The organism is Bacillus sp. 16GRE42 (assembly GCF_019837435.1).
GTDB classification, from domain to species: Bacteria; Bacillota; Bacilli; order Bacillales; family Bacillaceae_G; genus Bacillus_A; species Bacillus_A wiedmannii.
Window position 1 is genome coordinate 171029 of the sequence record NZ_JADAXF010000001.1, and the last position, 15814, is coordinate 186842.

The window sequence follows — 15814 nt, forward strand, 5'->3', positions numbered from 1 at the left end:
AAATAGGAGAGATTTATTTTTGATCTCTTCTATTTGTAGTTTGCAACATTTTTTATGAATTTAGGCTATACATAAGCTTCCTATAGGGGGCATATCACATATGAATGTTAAAGGTACTAAATGAAAAGTAGGTGATTTGTTAATATGTATAACCAGCAAAATTATCCATATGATCAAGGGATGTATTATAATCCGCAAAACTACGGGTATGAATCTGTAAATGAAATGAGAGAATTGGAACAAGAAGATTATAGACCAGATGATGCGGAAGATGCTCCAACGTCACCACCACCGTCACAAGCGCCGTCGTTACCGTCTACATTTGCTTCTCCAGCTCAAGCAGGGAATATGAAATCATGGATGTGTAACTGTCTAGGAAGATGGGGCTATTTACGTTTGCATCGTCCTGGACCTTTCGGAAGAGACTTATGGTTCTTCCCGACTGAAGTGAGGAGAAATGGGGTTTCAGGTTACACTTGGCAAGGTGGTCGCCGTCGTAAAGTAAGTTATCGCTATCAACAAATTAGTAATTTCATGTGCTTTGCGTAAAGAAAAGTGAGAGAGTAAAAGCATTTTACTCTCTCACTTTTTATTTTTCAATATAAGAAGTAAGATTTCGAATGAAAATTTACAATTTTCTCGTTTTTATTAGAGTATAATGCATATGTTGGTTGGTTTTCAAAAACAAATGAGAGTGAGGGAATACAATGTCAATGAAAAACAAAGTTGGGCTAAGAATAGAAGATGGTATTAATTTAGCTTCAGCTCAGTTTAAAGAAGATGCGTATGAAATTTATAAAGAATCTAGAAAAGTGCAACCTATCTTATTTGTGAATAAAACTGAATTAGGTGCAGAGTGGCTTATTACAAGATATGAAGATGCTTTGCCACTATTAAAAGATAATCGCTTAAAAAAAGATCCGGCCAATGTATTTTCTCAAGATACATTGAATGTCTTTCTTACTGTTGATAATAGTGATTATTTAACGACGCACATGCTAAATTCAGATCCACCTAACCACAATCGTTTACGATCACTCGTACAAAAAGCTTTTACACCGAAGATGATCACGCAATTGGAAGGAAGAATACAGGATATTGCAGATGATTTGTTAAATGAAGTCGAGCGAAAAAGTTCATTAAATCTTGTTGATGATTACTCGTTTCCTTTACCGATTATTGTAATAAGTGAAATGCTAGGCATTCCAAAAGAAGATCAAGCGAAATTTAGAATTTGGTCTCATGCTGTCATTGCTTCCCCAGAAACACCAGAAGAAATAAGAGAAACTGAAAAGCAACTATCTGAGTTTATTACATATCTTCAATATTTAGTTGATAATAAACGAAAAGAGCCAAAAGAAGACTTGGTGAGTGCATTAATACTTGCGGAAAATGAAGGGCATAAACTTAGCGCCCGAGAACTATATTCAATGATCATGTTACTAATTGTGGCGGGACATGAGACAACGGTAAATTTAATAACAAATACGGTATTAGCACTTCTCGAAAATCCGGATCAATTACAGTTATTAAAAGAAAATCCAAAATTAATTGATGCAGCTATTGAGGAAGTATTACGATATTATTCTCCAGTTGAGGTTACAACTTCAAGATGGGCAGATGAACCTTTTCAAATTCACGACCGAACAATCGAAAGAGGAGATATGGTTGTCATTGCATTAGCTTCTGCAAACCGTGATGAAACGGTATTTGAAAATCCGGAAGTATTCGATATTACTCGGGAGAATAATCGTCATATTGCTTTTGGCCATGGTAGCCATTTCTGCTTAGGTGCTCCGCTTGCTAGGTTAGAAGCAAGGATTGCCATTACTACTTTATTTAATCGAATGCCTGAACTACAAATAAAAGGGAAACGTGAAGACATTAAATGGCAGGGTAATTATTTAATGCGTTCTTTAGAGGAATTACCATTAACATTCTAGAATATTTATTGTAGACATGCATACATAGAAAATGATTTACATAGAGTATGTATGTGTTATTTAAATTCGAAACGGAAGGGTGAAAACATCCCAATGATCAACTAATTCTATTTGTAAGAGATCTTCGTTAAAAAACGAAATATTCTTCTGAATAGGATTAGTCTGTGCATTTATAGAAAAGGGATGTATTTCGCTCTGCGAAAATATAGTCTTTTTATATGATTTGTGCTGCCTCCTGTTCAGAACATGAAATAGGGGGCTTTTTTATGTCGACAAATGTAGTAACGAAACAAAACAATGGGGTATCACAAGTATTAAAAAATCGGTTTGTGCAAGGAATTCTTGCATCAGCATTATTTTTACAAATTGGAATATGGGTTCGGAACTTTGCGGTATTACTATATGTAATGGAAATGACGAAAGGTGATGCTTTTGCTATTTCGATGATTTCGGTTGCTGAGTTTGCTCCAATCTTCATCTTTTCCTTTATAGGTGGAACCTTTGCTGATAGGTGGAAACCAAAGAAGACAATGATATGGTGTGAAACGTTAAGTTCCATTTCAGTATTCGCTGTATTAATTACACTTATGTTTGGAACATGGAAAATCGTGTTTTTTGTTACACTTATTTCTGCAATCCTTTCGCAGTTTTCTCAACCATCAGGTATGAAATTGTTTAAACAGCATTTATCAACGGAACAAATCCAATTAGCGATGTCTATATATCAAACAATATTTGCGATTTTTATGGTGTTAGGACCGATTCTTGGAACATTTATCTTTCATAGTTTTGGAATTTATATTTCAATTATCATAACAGGTATCGCTTTTTTACTGGCAGCAGCTGTGTTGTTATTTCTCCCGAAAGATCTTGAGAATAAAAATGAGAAAAAAGAAATCACGTTGTTACAGGAAATGCTAGACGGTATTAAATACGTAAAAAAGAAAAAAGCATTAACTTTGCTAGGGCTTTGTTTTATGGCAGCAGGACTCGGTATTGGTTTAATTCAGCCACTTGGTATATTTATTGTAACTGAGCAGTTAGGACTATCAAAAGAGAGTTTACAATGGTTACTAACAGTAAATGGTGCAGGAATGATTGTTGGCGGCGCTTTAGCGATGGTATTTGCGAAAAATGTTGCTCCGCAAAAGATGTTAATTGTAGGGATGTTCGGTCAGGCGATCGGCATTGGTATTATAGGTTATTCGACGAATTTATGGGTGACACTTACAGCACAACTTTTTAGTGGGTTAGCTCTTCCATGTATCCAAATAGGTATTAATACGCTCATTATTCAAAACAGCGATACAGATTTTATTGGTCGTGTAAATGGCATTTTAAGTCCACTATTCACCGGTTCAATGGTAGTAACAATGAGTATTGCTGGTTCATTAAAAGAGGTGTTCTCATTAAGTACGATGTATGAGGGCACAGCTTTACTATTTATAATTGGATTATTATTTATTTTACCTATATACAATTTAAAACCAGTAATAGCTGTAGAAAGTGAAATAAATGGTAAAGGAAGTGCTGTACAACATGAATCCTAATCCAAATGTTAAATATCCTATTGAAGGAAATCAAAATGTCCATTTTATAAAAAATACAATAACGAAAGCTAATATACTTGTTGGTGACTATTCTTATTATGATGCGAAAGATGGAGAAACATTTGAAGATCGAGTATTACATCATTATGAATTTCTTGGAGATCATCTTACTATTGGAAAGTTTTGTTGTATTGCAAATGGAGTTACCTTTATTATGAACGGAGCGAATCATCGGATGGATGGATTTTCGGCATATCCATTTAATATATTTGGAAATGGGTGGGAGAAGTATACACCTAATTTGTCTGATTTACCTTACAAAGGTGATACAGTTATAGGAAATGACGTTTGGATTGGTATGGATACAACTATTATGCCAGGAATAAAAGTAGGGGATGGTGCAATTATTGCAGCTAAATCTGTTGTGACTAGAGACGTAGCACCATATACAATTGTTGGCGGAAACCCTGCAAATAAAATAAAGGAACGATTTACAAATACAATAATAGAAGAATTATTGCAAATTCAATGGTGGCATTTTGACATTGAAAAAATAACAGAAAATATAGATGCTATTGTACGAGGAGATATTGAACCATTAAGAAAGCTAAAAAGGTAATAAAAAATGCATGACAAAGAGTATCATACCTCCGAATTTTGTTAATGATAATAGAACAAGGAGGTGTGATACTATGGCACAAGACGTTTTATGTGAAGTAAACAACTGTAAATTTTGGGCTAACGGCAATAAATGTAGTGCAGATGCAATTTATGTAGTAAGTAATAAAGGGAAACAAGCATCAACTACGGAAGAAACAGATTGCAAAACTTTCGATCCAGAAATATAAACTTTTAAAGGGTAGCCAAATCGTGGTTGCCCTTTTATTAATTATAGTATTGATAATAAATATCATTTTCATTCATTGTTTTTAACTTTTCTTGTTATTTTTTCATATTTTGTTCATAAGTGATGTAATCCAGAGCAATTCATGTTCAATACGTGATTTACTAAATGCAATGACTTCTGTAATAAAAGATGAGCTAACATCTAAAGATTGAATAGCAGTAAGCTGTTTATGTAGTACGTCTTGGCGTATTGTTAAAATTTCTTTTCTACCTTCGTAATCAAGTTTTTCAAATAGAGCGATACGTACAAGGAACTCAGCGTTATTTGTCGCAATTTTTTCAGGAAACTCTCTTAACATTTCTGAAAAAATTTCTTCACCTGTTTCAGTTATATCGTACATATTTCGGTTTGGCTTTCCGACTTGTTTATGTATTTTTTTCGTTATAGCACCCATATTTTCGAAGCGCCGAAGAGCGGGATAAAGTGTGTTATGATTTAATTCGAAATTCTCACCTAACCGGTTTTGAACATTTTTCTTTATTTCATATCCATGTTTTGGTCCAGTTGTTAATTCTGCTAATAGTAAAATGTCAACGTACATAAAAATCCCCCTTATATATTTCTCAAGTTCCCCAATGAAAAATCTCCTTTTGTATATGTTAAAATAACATATGTTAGATTATACAACTTTGAACTGCCGACCTATCACTTTTATTGTAAAAGAAAAGGGAGGAAAGAACTATGGCTTCGCCGGAAAATGTGATTTTAGTTCATGAAATTTCAAAGCTGAAAACAAAAGAAGAATTGTGGAATCCGTATGAATGGTATCAATTTATGAGGGATAATCATCCGGTTCATTATGATGAGGAGCAGGATGTATGGAATGTTTTTTTATACGATGATGTAAATCGAGTTTTATCGGATTATCGCTTATTTTCAAGTAGAAGGGAGCGAAGGCAATTCTCAATCCCTCCTTTAGAAACTAGGATAAATATAAACTCTACTGATCCACCAGAACATCGCAATGTACGTTCTATCGTTTCTAAAGCATTTACTCCAAGAAGTTTAGAACAATGGAAACCTCGAATACAGGCTATCGCAAATGAACTTGTACAACATATTGGAAAATATAGTGAGGTTAATATCGTTGAAGAGTTTGCTGCATCTTTACCTGTTACTGTCATATCCGATTTATTAGGAGTACCAATAACTGACCGTAAAAAAATTAAAGAATGGTCTGATATTTTATTTATGCCATATAGTAAAGAAAAATTTAACGATTTGGATGTAGAAAAAGGAGTTGCGTTAAATGAATTTAAAGCATATCTTCTTCCAATTGTTCAAAATAAAAGATATCATTTAACCGACGATATTATCTCAGATTTAATACGAGCTGAATATGAAGGTGAAAGATTAACCGATGAAGAAATTGTTACTTTTTCTTTAGGTTTATTAGCGGCTGGTAATGAAACAACTACAAATTTAATTATTAATAGCTTCTATTGTTTTTTAGTGGACTCGCCTGGAACATATAAAGAATTAAGGGAATCACCTAAATTAATTTCAAAAGCGATTGAGGAAGTATTACGCTATCGCTTTCCCGTTACATTAGCTAGGAGGATTACAGAGGACACAAATATATTTGGACCTTTTATGAAAAAGGATCAAATGATTGTTGCATGGGTAAGTGCAGCAAATGTAGATGAGAAAAAATTCTTACAAGCTTCTGAATTTAATTTACACAGAATAGGAAATGAAAAGCATTTAACCTTTGGTAAAGGACCTCACTTTTGCTTAGGGGCACCACTTGCACGTTTAGAAGCTGAAATTGCATTAACTACCTTTATAAATGTCTTTGAAAAAATAGAGTTATCTCCATCGTTCAATTTAGAAAAATGTATATTGGAAAATGAACAAACATTAAAATACTTACCTATTCTTTTGAAAACTAGGTAAGACGTTGAGCAAGGTGCAATGTATTGTACCTTGTTTTTTATTTCTCAATTGTAAAATTTTAGTGTGTTTTATAGTATGGAAGTGTGTGAAAGAAGAGTAGAGGAGGATACTTATGTTAACGTGTAATGGAAGCAAAACGTTTCAAGTATTTATTAAAGCTGTAACCGATTTAATAGATAGTAATTTATCCGAAGAGAAAATGGTTTGTGCAATTGAAAAATTACTAGGAAAACTATTAGAAAAGAAAAGATGGCTTCCGTTAGAGAAACAGAAGGTGAATTCGACTCAATATGCACGACACTTGCTATATGAAGATCCTTTAAAGCGTTTTGAAGTATTAGCTCTTGTATGGAAAGATGGTCAATCTACACCTTTACATGATCACGATGGCACATGGGGAGTAGAAGGCGTTTTTACAGGAAGAATAATGGTGCAGAACTTTATACAAACTAAGCAGCTTGAAAATTCACTTGTTTATTTAAGGCATACAGGAAATCTTTATTTGGGAGAAGGTGAAACAGATAAAGTCATTCCACCAACTGATTGTCATATTCTTGAAATAGAAGAAAATGAAAGCGTCATCACTATACATATTTACGGAAAACGTTTAGAAAAGTTTAAAGTATATGTTCCAACTGAAGAAAAAAATGTGTATATGTGTGAGACAAAATATATTAGTTATAGTTCATAGTTTAAAATCAAAAGCTTTTCTTTAAAAAGAAAAGCTTTTGATTTTATTTTTAATTATTTCTTGACCTGAAACGCTTTTCATAAATTATAAATAAAGGGTACTTCACGAAATCAGTATGAAAACGATACCTTTCGTTCAATATAAATTCGTGTATATATAGAAAGTGGTGAAGAAATAATGAAATTAATCGCAATTGATTTAGATGGAACTCTTCTTTCGGGGAATAAAATGATTAGTAAAGAGAATGCAGAAGCAATTCGAAAATGTCAGGAAGCGGGTCATGTTGTAGCAATTTGTACAGGACGTTCTATCGTTGACATTGAAAGATTGTTGTTAGAAGTTAATTTAGAGTGTCCAATTATTGCGGAAAATGGTGCGCTTATATATAAAGATAATAAAATGATGAAGAGATATCCAATTCAAAATATGCAAGCACTTGAGATTGTGAATTATCTTGAAGAGAATGGCTTATATTATCAGCTTTATACTAATAAAGGTGTGTACGTACCGGATTATGGAGTAGAGAGTGTACGTAATGAAATCGAGTATGTGAAAAATTCAAAAGAAAATTTCGACTTGAAAGAATTAGAAACTATCGCAGCTTTATACCTGGAGCATACAGCGTTTCATAGTGCAGAAAGTTGTAAACCGATTGTAGAAACAGATATACATGTGCATAAACTTTTACCATTTTCTTATGACATAGAAAAATTAAAAAAATTAAAAGAAACGTTTCTGCATAATACTGATTTAGCAATTACATCTTCATATTGGCATAATTTAGAGATTAATCATCGAGATGCTCAAAAAGGAAATGGATTATATACTTTAGCAGAACACCTGAATATTCCAGTCGAAAATACTGTAGCGATTGGTGATGGGCTAAACGATGTTTCCATGATGGAAAAAGCGAACATATCAATTGCAATGGGGAATGCTGTGGAAGAAATAAAAGCGATGTGTCAATACGAAACCTTATCAAATGAAGAACACGGTGTTGCACATGCTTTATATAAATATGTAATGTAATATAAAAAGAAAAAAAGAATCCAAATAGATTCTTTTTTTCTTTTTATTAGGGGTAAGGTATTCTATGAGATTCATAGAAGCCTTATTACATTTTATTATATAGAATATATTGGAATAAATGTTTATATTTTTCATATTAATTGTGAAAATTTTATGAACTTTATATTTTTTGTATTTTTATACTACTACAAGCGATATGAATAATGCTATTGTCATAGTTAAATCTATGCATGAGGGCGCGTTATCGGTTGCTTGTCAAATTAAAATTGGTGTTTGATGGAATACATAATGATTAAAGTTTCATTTTATACGTAAATTCTTCTCTTTTTTAATTGAAAAATAAAATTTGTTCGAATAATTATTCTGCAGCTATATACCTAAAGGCACATTCTTCGTATAATGGAGAAGTATAAATTTTGAATTTGTATTAATTTTACATATTGAGGTGAAAAAGGAATGAATGCGCGGCTAATGGAACTTATTGATGTGAGTACAATAGAAACCATGGCAGAACAGTTTTATAAATTAACCAACATATCACATCAACTTCTTGATGCTGAAAAAGAATGTATATTTTCTTTTGGAATAAATGAGATGAAAATATGTAAACTTCCCAAAATTGAAATCCCCATTTTTTTATACAATCAACATTTAGGATCTTTTGTAGTATGGTCAAACAAAATTGACATTTTCAATTGTCAAAAATACTTTGAAATGCTTTCAAATCTAATTATAGATGGGGCGACAAAAGTATTTCAAAGTAAAAATACAACGTTACTTTCTCGAAAAGAGGAGGAACTGCATACGATTTTACAAAACATGCCTGTTATGGTTGATGCGCTTGATTATAATGGAGATTTTGTTTTGTGGAATCGGGAGTGTGAAATTGTAACAGGTTATACCGCTGAAGAAATAATAGGAAATCCAAATGCCCTTCAATTATTGTACCCAGATCATAATTATCGTCACCAAATACAAACGAAATTTTTAACTTGCGGAAAAAATTTCAGGGATTGGGAAATGCACTTAACATGTAAAAATGGTGAAATCAAAACAATCATGTGGTCCAATATATCAGAACAGTTTCCTGTAACAGGATATAGCTACTGGGCTGTCGGAGTAGATATTACACATTTAAAAGCGATAGAAGAGCAGTTAAAACAACAAACGTCTGAATTGGAATTAATTTTTAAGGCTTTACCAGATTTATGTTTCTTAACAGAAGATGATGGCACAATTATAGATTATAAAGCAGGATCCCCTTCGAAATTTTATGTACCGGCACAAGCTTTTATGGGAAAAAAGTTTTTCGAAGTATTACCATCTCCAGTAGCACAGCAGTTTCAGGAAGCAATTCATCAAGTGAAGGAAAAAGGAACGAATGTAATTGTTGAATATCCACTTACAATTAATAGGAGTATCGATTTCTTTGAAGCTAGATGCTTACCATTATTACAAGATAAATTTATGATCATTGTACGCGATATTACAGAACGGAAAAAGACAGAAGAATTGCTAAATAAATCAGATACACTTGCAGCAATTGGTCAATTAGCAGCTGGTGTGGCTCATGAAGTGAGGAACCCATTAACTGTCATTAAAGGGTTTATACAGTTATTTCAAATTAATAAAGAAGATCAAGAAAAATATTTTGATTTAATGCTTTCTGAAATTGAAAGAATAGAAGCGATTCTTCAAGAGTTTTTATCAATTGCTAAAACAGATGAGATAAATACAGAACAAAAAAATATTTATCAAATTTATAATAATGTCGTATCGTTAATGAATACAAAAGCAATTATGACGAATATTCAAGTGGAACTATATGCAGACACCAAAGACATAAGCATTGAATGCTCAGAAAATCAATTGAAACAAGTGTTTATTAATATTTTGCAAAATTCAATCGAAGCTATGCCAAATGGTGGGAAAATTACAATTCATATTAAAGAGATAAACGATGAAGGTGTTATTATTCATGTAATTGATGAAGGAATAGGGATACCTGAAGATAGAATTAAGAGATTAGGTGAGCCTTTTTATAGTACAAAAGAAAAAGGTACCGGTATCGGATTAATGTTAAGTTATAAAATCATTGAAAGTCATCAAGGGAATATAAGTATTATGAGTGAAGTTGGAGTCGGGACAACAGTAACGATTTACTTGCCGAAAGCTCAGAGTGAAAAATCTCTATCAAATTATGATGATAGATTCGAATCAATACGTCCAATTATTAACTCTTAAATTACTAAATCCCCAATAACCAAAAGTTAAGCTTTCGGTTATTGGGGATTTTTATATTTAATTTAGTAAACTTTACCTTTTCTTAACCTTTGTTTTAATTTTTATTAAGTTTTTATCAGTATATTAATATTTGTGCAAAGTACTGTATAGAAAATGTGCATTACTTTTAATATATAGATTCAATTATTATTAGGAATTCTGTAAGGAGGAGATTATGACAAGGTGACAAAGCATGAGAAAAAAAGTGGTAGAGCAATACCGACGCGGTTAAATATTTTATTTCTTTGTGTATTTTTATTATTTTCTGCAATGATTATACAGTTAGGTAAAGTGCAAATTTTCGATGGAGAGACTTATAAAAATGAAGTAGAAAAGAGAGAAAATGCAACTGTGAGTCTATCTGTCCCACGTGGAAAAATATTTGATCGAGAAGGGAATCCAGTTGTTGATAATACATCTTTACGCACGATCACGTACACAAAGATGAAAGGTGTAAAATCAGAAGATATATTAAAAACCGCAAGACAACTTGTAGACATAATTGAAATGCCGCAAGAAGATATAGATAAGTTAAATGAGACAGATAAGAAAGATTTTTGGATGCAATTAAATCCGAAACTGGCTGAAAATCTAGTATCGAAAAAAGAAATAGATACATTTAGAGAAAAGGATATTAGCGGCAAGAAGCTAGATAAAAAAATAGAAGAGTTAAAAAGAAAACGGGTTACAGATAAAAATCTTCAGGAATTAACAGAGAAAGATATAAAAGTGTTAGCTATTAAAAGTAAGATGACTTCTGGTTATCAAATGGCCCCTCAAATTATTAAAAAAGATGTTAGTGAAAAGGAATTTACTATAATTAGTGAAGGTTTAGCGAATCTCCCAGGTGTAGACGTATCGGTGGATTGGGAGAGAGTGTACGTAAATGATGGATTATTCCGATCTGTTCTTGGAAATGTTTCTAATTCCGATGAAGGATTACCAAGCGAACGATTAGATTACTACTTGGTACGTGATTATAGCCGAAATGATAGGGTTGGAAAAAGTTATATCGAGCAGCAATATGAAGATGTACTTCATGGTACAAAAAAAGAAGTAAGAAGCGTTGCAGATAAACAAGGTAATACAATTAGAACGGAAACCGTTTCTGAGGGAAAAAGCGGTAAGAATTTAACTTTAACAATAGATATGGAATTACAGAAGGAAGTAGAAGAAAGTATTGAAAAAATATTAAAGGCATATAAAGGGTCAGAATCCATGTTGGACCGTGCTTTCGTTGTGATGATGAATCCGAAAAACGGACAAGTATTATCCATGGCCGGGAAAAGACTTGTAGAAAAAGACGGAAAAACAGAAGTTGAAGACTATGCATTAGGCACAATGACTAGTTCTTATGAGCTTGGATCAACAGTTAAAGGTGCGACAGTTTTAACTGGATTTGAAACGAACGCTATAACACCAGGTACTTATTTTTATGATGCACCTATGAAGTTTAAAGGAACTAAGGAAAAAAAGTCTTGGAAAGAGTTTGGAAATATTGATGATTTAAGAGCGTTACAAGTCTCTTCAAACGTTTATATGTTTAATACAGCATTAAAAATTGCAGGTGTAGATTATGTGAAAAATAGTTCATTGAATATTAAACAGAAGTACTTTGATAAAATGAGGTATTATTTCAGGCAATTTGGATTAGGTGTTCCAACGGGTATTGATTTACCGAATGAAACAGCTGGACAAATTGGTAAAAAAGATAATCAACCTGGTTTCTTACTAGACTACTCAATTGGTCAGTATGACACCTATACACCACTTCAGCTTGTACAGTATATTTCAACAATCGCAAACGGTGGATATCGAATGAAGCCACAAATTGTTCAAGAGGTAAGAGAGCAAACGTCGCAAAAAGATGAGATTGGTAAAGTGGTGCATGCAGTAGAACCAATCGTTTTAAATAAGATAGATATGAAAGAGGAATATATAAATCAAGTAAAAGAAGGATTTAGAAGGGTATTCCAGGAAGGTGATGGAACAGGAGTAAGGGCGTTCCAAAAAGCATCTTATAAGCCAGCAGGTAAAACAGGGACAGCACAGACAGTATACGGTGGAGAAAGTGATATTGGAAGAAATGAAAAAGGTGAGCGAAGAGAATGTTATAATTTAACGTTAGCAGGATATGCGCCGTATGATAATCCTGAAGTAGCATTCTCTGTAGTTGTGCCGTGGGTTATTAATGATAAATCTGGTATTAACTCTGATATTGGAAAAGAAGTTTTAGATGCTTATTTTGAATTAAAAAATAAGCGATTGACTGGAGAAACTACAAAAATAGATAGCTCTCAAGAAGGTTAAAACATATGAAATGTTATAGAAACTAGAGTCGTCTTATTTATGAATAGATTCAAAATGGATGATAGAGAAGGATAAAATCATTCTATCAACTATGCACACTTTATAAAATAAAACATATATTGATAGCATAGGACAAGCTGAAAAGCTTATTCTAACCTCACAGAACACTCCTTATCACGGTTAGGCATCTACTTATGTAGATGCCTTTTTTAATTTATTAACTGACAATTATTTATCAATCTAAAGTAGTAAGTATATTAGGACTATTAGGGGAAGATGGACGGTAATAATTACAGTATGATTAATAAGAGTATTGAAATGTAAGGAGTGAGAAATAAGTGCTAAATATTTTAGTGGTTAATTTTCCAGCAGAGGGACATGTAAATCCTACATTACGTTTAGTCAAAGCTTTTACTGAACGGGGTGATCACGTACATTATATTACAACAGAACACTTTAAAAGCAGAATTGAAGATTTGGGAGCAACTGTATATACTCATCCAGATTTATTAAAGGAGATTTCTATTGATACTGAAACCTCACATGGGCGGAATTCTTTCTTTCATGTACATGTTCAAACTTCTTTATATATATTAGAAATTACGAAACAATTATGTGAGAGCATCAATTTTGATTTCGTAATTTACGATATATTTGGTGCTGGAGAGTTAGTAAAGGAGTATTTACAAATTCCAGGCGTACTTTCTTCTCCTATATTTTTAATTCCTCCAGAATTTTTGGAGACTTTACCTTTTCATCCAAATGCAGAAATACAATTCCGACCCGATGAGTTTTCTGGAAATTTACTACGTCAAATGGAACATGAATTTGGAGTAAAGCTTAAAAATAATCTTCAATTTATGCATAACAAGGGAGATATTACTCTTGTGTACACAAGTCGCTATTTTCAACCTAATAGCGATTTATTTGGAAGAAATAACATTTTTATTGGTCCTAGTATTTCAAAGCGTAAAACAAATGTAGAGTTTCCATTTGAATTGCTTAAAGGTAAGAAAGTTATATATATTTCAATGGGAACACTGCTTGAGGGGCTCGAACCATTCTTTAATACGTGCATTGATACTTTCTCTGATTTTGATGGAATAGTTGTAATGGCAATTGGTGATAGAAATGATCGTTCTAAAATTAAGAAAGCGCCAGACAATTTTATAATTGCTTCATACGTACCCCAATCAGAAATATTAAGTGAAGCAGATGTTTTTATTACACATGGTGGCATGAACAGCGTACACGATGCTATTTATTTTAATGTCCCATTTGTTATAATTCCACACGATAAAGACCAGCCAATGATAGCACAAAGATTAACAGAACTTGAAGCAGCACATCGATTATTGAAAGAACATGTTAATGTGCAAACTTTAAATGAAGCGGTAACAGACGTTCTTTCAAATGAAAAGTATAAACATGGTATACGAAAACTGAATGATAGTTTTTTAGAATGTGGTGGTACTAAAGAAGCAATTGCAGTTATAAAATCTCTTTTAAATAAATAGTGTGGACAATATAAAAGCATAGAGGATTAACCTTTATGCTTTTATATTATTATACTGCAAACTGCACAGCAGTATTTGCATGTAAAAGCGCGGTATCAAAAACAGGTACAGTAAGGTCGTTTTGGGAAATGAGCAATGGTATTTCAGTGCATCCTAGCAATATACCTTCTGCGCCGTTTTGAATTAATGAGTTTGTAATTTGTAAAAGTTTTTCTTTTGATGTTTCTGAAATAATTCCTTTACTTAATTCATTTAAAATAACATGATGAATAAAATTTCTTTCCTCTTCATTTGGGATGATTGTCTCAATATTAAAATTTGCTAGACGTGATTTATAGAAGTCTTGTTCCATCGTTTGTTTCGTACCCAATAGTCCGATACGCTTTATATTCTGTTCTACCATTTCTTTAGCACTTACATCACCAATGTGAAGAAGTGGAATAGATATTGCATTTTCTACTTCTTCAGCAAATAAATGGACCGTATTGGAACACATTAATAAACAATCAGCTCCGGATTTTTCAACCTTTTTTGCAACTGTGACTAATTCGTTTTTCACTTCTTCGTATTGATGATTTTGTAATAAAGTAGTTACTTCACCAAAGTCCATGCTATATAAAACAAGCTTTGCATTTTGATCATGTTGAGAGAGTGTAAGTGTATTAATATGTTTATAGTATAACGATGTAGATTCCCAACTTAGTCCACCAATTAAACCGATTACTTTCATCGTACATTCCTCCCGTAACTATTTTGAATTTATTATTTCATAATTCCGATAAGAATACAATGATTTAAATGTACCGTTAAACAAAAAATAAAAATAATTAGAAAAGTGTTGAAATTTATACTTGTTAGTGCCATAATACGAATTACAAATTAATACTTATCCAGAGAGGTGGAGGGAACGGCCCTATGAAACCTCAGCAACCCCTATATAACTTTATAGGAAGGTGCTAATTCCGCAGAGGACACAATGTGTTTTTTGGAAGATAAGAGGATTCTTGAACGTGAAAGAAAATGACCTCTTATGTAAGAGGTCATTTTTTGTTGTATAGAAAGGGAGTGTTGATGCATAATTCATTTTCAAAATAAATATAGAGTAATAAAAGTTGACTAATATAGGAGGGGAATTGTAATGAACAAATTATCAACAAAGTTAGTAGTAGCAATCGGAATTGGAGCAGCATTATACGGGATATTAGGACTTTGGGGATTTTCTATTGCACCAAATACATTTATTAAACCTGCATTAGCTATTTTAACCGTTTTTGGAGCGTTATTTGGTCCAGTGGCAGGACTTTTAATAGGACTTATCGGTCATACCGTAACAGATACAATCGCTGGATGGGGTATTTGGTGGGGGTGGGTTATTAGTTCAGGCATTATCGGCTTTGCAATGGGACTCATTCAAAAAAGAGTTAGCTTTAGTGTGAAAAACGGGACGTATAATAAGCGGGATATTTCTTATTTAGCCATTACTGGGTTAATTGGTATTGTCATCGCTATTATATTTGCTGGGGCATTTGATGTTATTGTGATGGGAGAACCATTTGACAAAATTGTTATACAAGTATTAGGAGCAACAATTGCTGATGTTATTGTATTTCTAGTTCTTGGATTGCCAATTACAATAGGCCTAGCTAAATCTAATAAGAAACACACACATTTAAAAATTGAAAAGTAGG

General features: G+C 32.6%; 14 protein-coding genes and 1 riboswitch. Of the genes, 12 read left to right on the forward strand and 2 right to left on the reverse strand.

Annotation, left to right across the window (positions count from 1 at the left end; all coding sequences use genetic code 11):
* Nucleotides 1-144 precede the first annotated feature (144 nt).
* The 5 genes from ILS93_RS00915 to ILS93_RS00935 all read left to right on the forward strand — a co-directional run bounded on the left by ILS93_RS00915 (nt 145) and on the right by ILS93_RS00935 (nt 4341).
* Nucleotides 145-549, forward strand: coding sequence for a hypothetical protein (locus tag ILS93_RS00915; protein WP_064475354.1), 405 nt, complete (start codon nt 145-147; stop codon nt 547-549).
* A gap of 158 nt (nt 550-707) precedes the next feature.
* Nucleotides 708-1943 carry a cytochrome P450 gene (cypA, locus tag ILS93_RS00920; protein ID WP_064475355.1) on the forward strand — a complete coding sequence of 412 codons (1236 nt, stop codon included), beginning with the start codon at nt 708-710 and terminating at the stop codon, nt 1941-1943.
* A gap of 266 nt (nt 1944-2209) precedes the next feature.
* Nucleotides 2210-3493: an MFS transporter gene (locus tag ILS93_RS00925; RefSeq protein WP_064475356.1), complete on the forward strand. Its 1284-nt coding sequence runs from the start codon at nt 2210-2212 to the stop codon at nt 3491-3493.
* On the forward strand, nt 3483-4112 hold the full coding sequence (locus ILS93_RS00930) for a Vat family streptogramin A O-acetyltransferase (RefSeq protein WP_064475357.1): 630 nt from the start codon (nt 3483-3485) through the stop codon (nt 4110-4112). The genes ILS93_RS00925 and ILS93_RS00930 overlap by 11 nt, the downstream gene beginning before the upstream one ends.
* A 73-nt stretch (nt 4113-4185) precedes the next feature.
* Complete coding sequence (locus tag ILS93_RS00935; RefSeq protein ID WP_000046093.1) at nt 4186-4341, forward strand: DUF1540 domain-containing protein; 156 nt, start codon at nt 4186-4188, stop codon at nt 4339-4341.
* Nucleotides 4342-4443: 102 nt separating this feature from the next.
* Here ILS93_RS00935 and ILS93_RS00940 read toward each other — a convergent pair whose 3' ends face one another.
* Nucleotides 4444-4941 (reverse strand): PadR family transcriptional regulator, encoded by a 498-nt coding sequence (locus ILS93_RS00940; protein WP_064475358.1) that lies wholly within the window; start codon nt 4939-4941, stop codon nt 4444-4446.
* A gap of 140 nt (nt 4942-5081) precedes the next feature.
* Here ILS93_RS00940 and ILS93_RS00945 point away from each other — a divergent pair, with 140 nt between their 5' ends.
* From ILS93_RS00945 to ILS93_RS00970, 6 genes are all read left to right on the forward strand, one after another.
* Nucleotides 5082-6296: a cytochrome P450 gene (locus ILS93_RS00945; protein ID WP_103654918.1), complete on the forward strand. Its 1215-nt coding sequence runs from the start codon at nt 5082-5084 to the stop codon at nt 6294-6296.
* Nucleotides 6297-6408: 112 nt separating this feature from the next.
* Complete coding sequence (locus ILS93_RS00950) at nt 6409-6987, forward strand: cysteine dioxygenase family protein (protein ID WP_064475360.1); 579 nt, start codon at nt 6409-6411, stop codon at nt 6985-6987.
* Between the two features lie 177 nt (nt 6988-7164).
* Entirely contained in the window at nt 7165-8016 is an 852-nt protein-coding gene (locus tag ILS93_RS00955) for a Cof-type HAD-IIB family hydrolase (protein ID WP_064475361.1), read from the forward strand.
* 456 nt (nt 8017-8472) lie between these two features.
* Complete coding sequence (locus ILS93_RS00960; protein ID WP_222659707.1) at nt 8473-10260, forward strand: PAS domain-containing sensor histidine kinase; 1788 nt, start codon at nt 8473-8475, stop codon at nt 10258-10260.
* 222 nt (nt 10261-10482) lie between these two features.
* Nucleotides 10483-12609 carry a peptidoglycan D,D-transpeptidase FtsI family protein gene (locus ILS93_RS00965; RefSeq protein ID WP_222659709.1) on the forward strand — a complete coding sequence of 709 codons (2127 nt, stop codon included), beginning with the start codon at nt 10483-10485 and terminating at the stop codon, nt 12607-12609.
* 338 nt (nt 12610-12947) lie between these two features.
* Nucleotides 12948-14126, forward strand: coding sequence for a macrolide family glycosyltransferase (locus tag ILS93_RS00970; RefSeq protein WP_064475364.1), 1179 nt, complete (start codon nt 12948-12950; stop codon nt 14124-14126).
* Between the two features lie 49 nt (nt 14127-14175).
* Here the strand turns inward: ILS93_RS00970 and ILS93_RS00975 are convergent, their stop codons facing one another.
* Nucleotides 14176-14856 carry an aspartate/glutamate racemase family protein gene (locus ILS93_RS00975; RefSeq protein ID WP_064475365.1) on the reverse strand — a complete coding sequence of 227 codons (681 nt, stop codon included), beginning with the start codon at nt 14854-14856 and terminating at the stop codon, nt 14176-14178.
* Between the two features lie 153 nt (nt 14857-15009).
* A riboswitch (SAM riboswitch) is annotated at nt 15010-15125 on the forward strand.
* A 139-nt stretch (nt 15126-15264) separates the two neighbouring features.
* On the opposite strand from ILS93_RS00975, the gene ILS93_RS00980 reads away from it, so the two are divergent.
* On the forward strand, nt 15265-15813 hold the full coding sequence (locus ILS93_RS00980; protein WP_001038206.1) for an ECF-type riboflavin transporter substrate-binding protein: 549 nt from the start codon (nt 15265-15267) through the stop codon (nt 15811-15813).
* Nucleotide 15814: the final 1 nt, after the last annotated feature.

Coding starts and splice junctions, on each gene's coding strand:
- ILS93_RS00915 (WP_064475354.1), top strand. CDS start 145: ATGTATAACCAGCAAAATTATCCATATGATCAAGGGATGTATTATAAT.
- cypA (WP_064475355.1), top strand. CDS start 708: ATGTCAATGAAAAACAAAGTTGGGCTAAGAATAGAAGATGGTATTAAT.
- ILS93_RS00925 (WP_064475356.1), top strand. CDS start 2,210: ATGTCGACAAATGTAGTAACGAAACAAAACAATGGGGTATCACAAGTA.
- ILS93_RS00930 (WP_064475357.1), top strand. CDS start 3,483: ATGAATCCTAATCCAAATGTTAAATATCCTATTGAAGGAAATCAAAAT.
- ILS93_RS00935 (WP_000046093.1), top strand. CDS start 4,186: ATGGCACAAGACGTTTTATGTGAAGTAAACAACTGTAAATTTTGGGCT.
- ILS93_RS00940 (WP_064475358.1), bottom strand. CDS start 4,941: ATGTACGTTGACATTTTACTATTAGCAGAATTAACAACTGGACCAAAA.
- ILS93_RS00945 (WP_103654918.1), top strand. CDS start 5,082: ATGGCTTCGCCGGAAAATGTGATTTTAGTTCATGAAATTTCAAAGCTG.
- ILS93_RS00950 (WP_064475360.1), top strand. CDS start 6,409: ATGTTAACGTGTAATGGAAGCAAAACGTTTCAAGTATTTATTAAAGCT.
- ILS93_RS00955 (WP_064475361.1), top strand. CDS start 7,165: ATGAAATTAATCGCAATTGATTTAGATGGAACTCTTCTTTCGGGGAAT.
- ILS93_RS00960 (WP_222659707.1), top strand. CDS start 8,473: ATGAATGCGCGGCTAATGGAACTTATTGATGTGAGTACAATAGAAACC.
- ILS93_RS00975 (WP_064475365.1), bottom strand. CDS start 14,856: ATGAAAGTAATCGGTTTAATTGGTGGACTAAGTTGGGAATCTACATCG.
- ILS93_RS00980 (WP_001038206.1), top strand. CDS start 15,265: ATGAACAAATTATCAACAAAGTTAGTAGTAGCAATCGGAATTGGAGCA.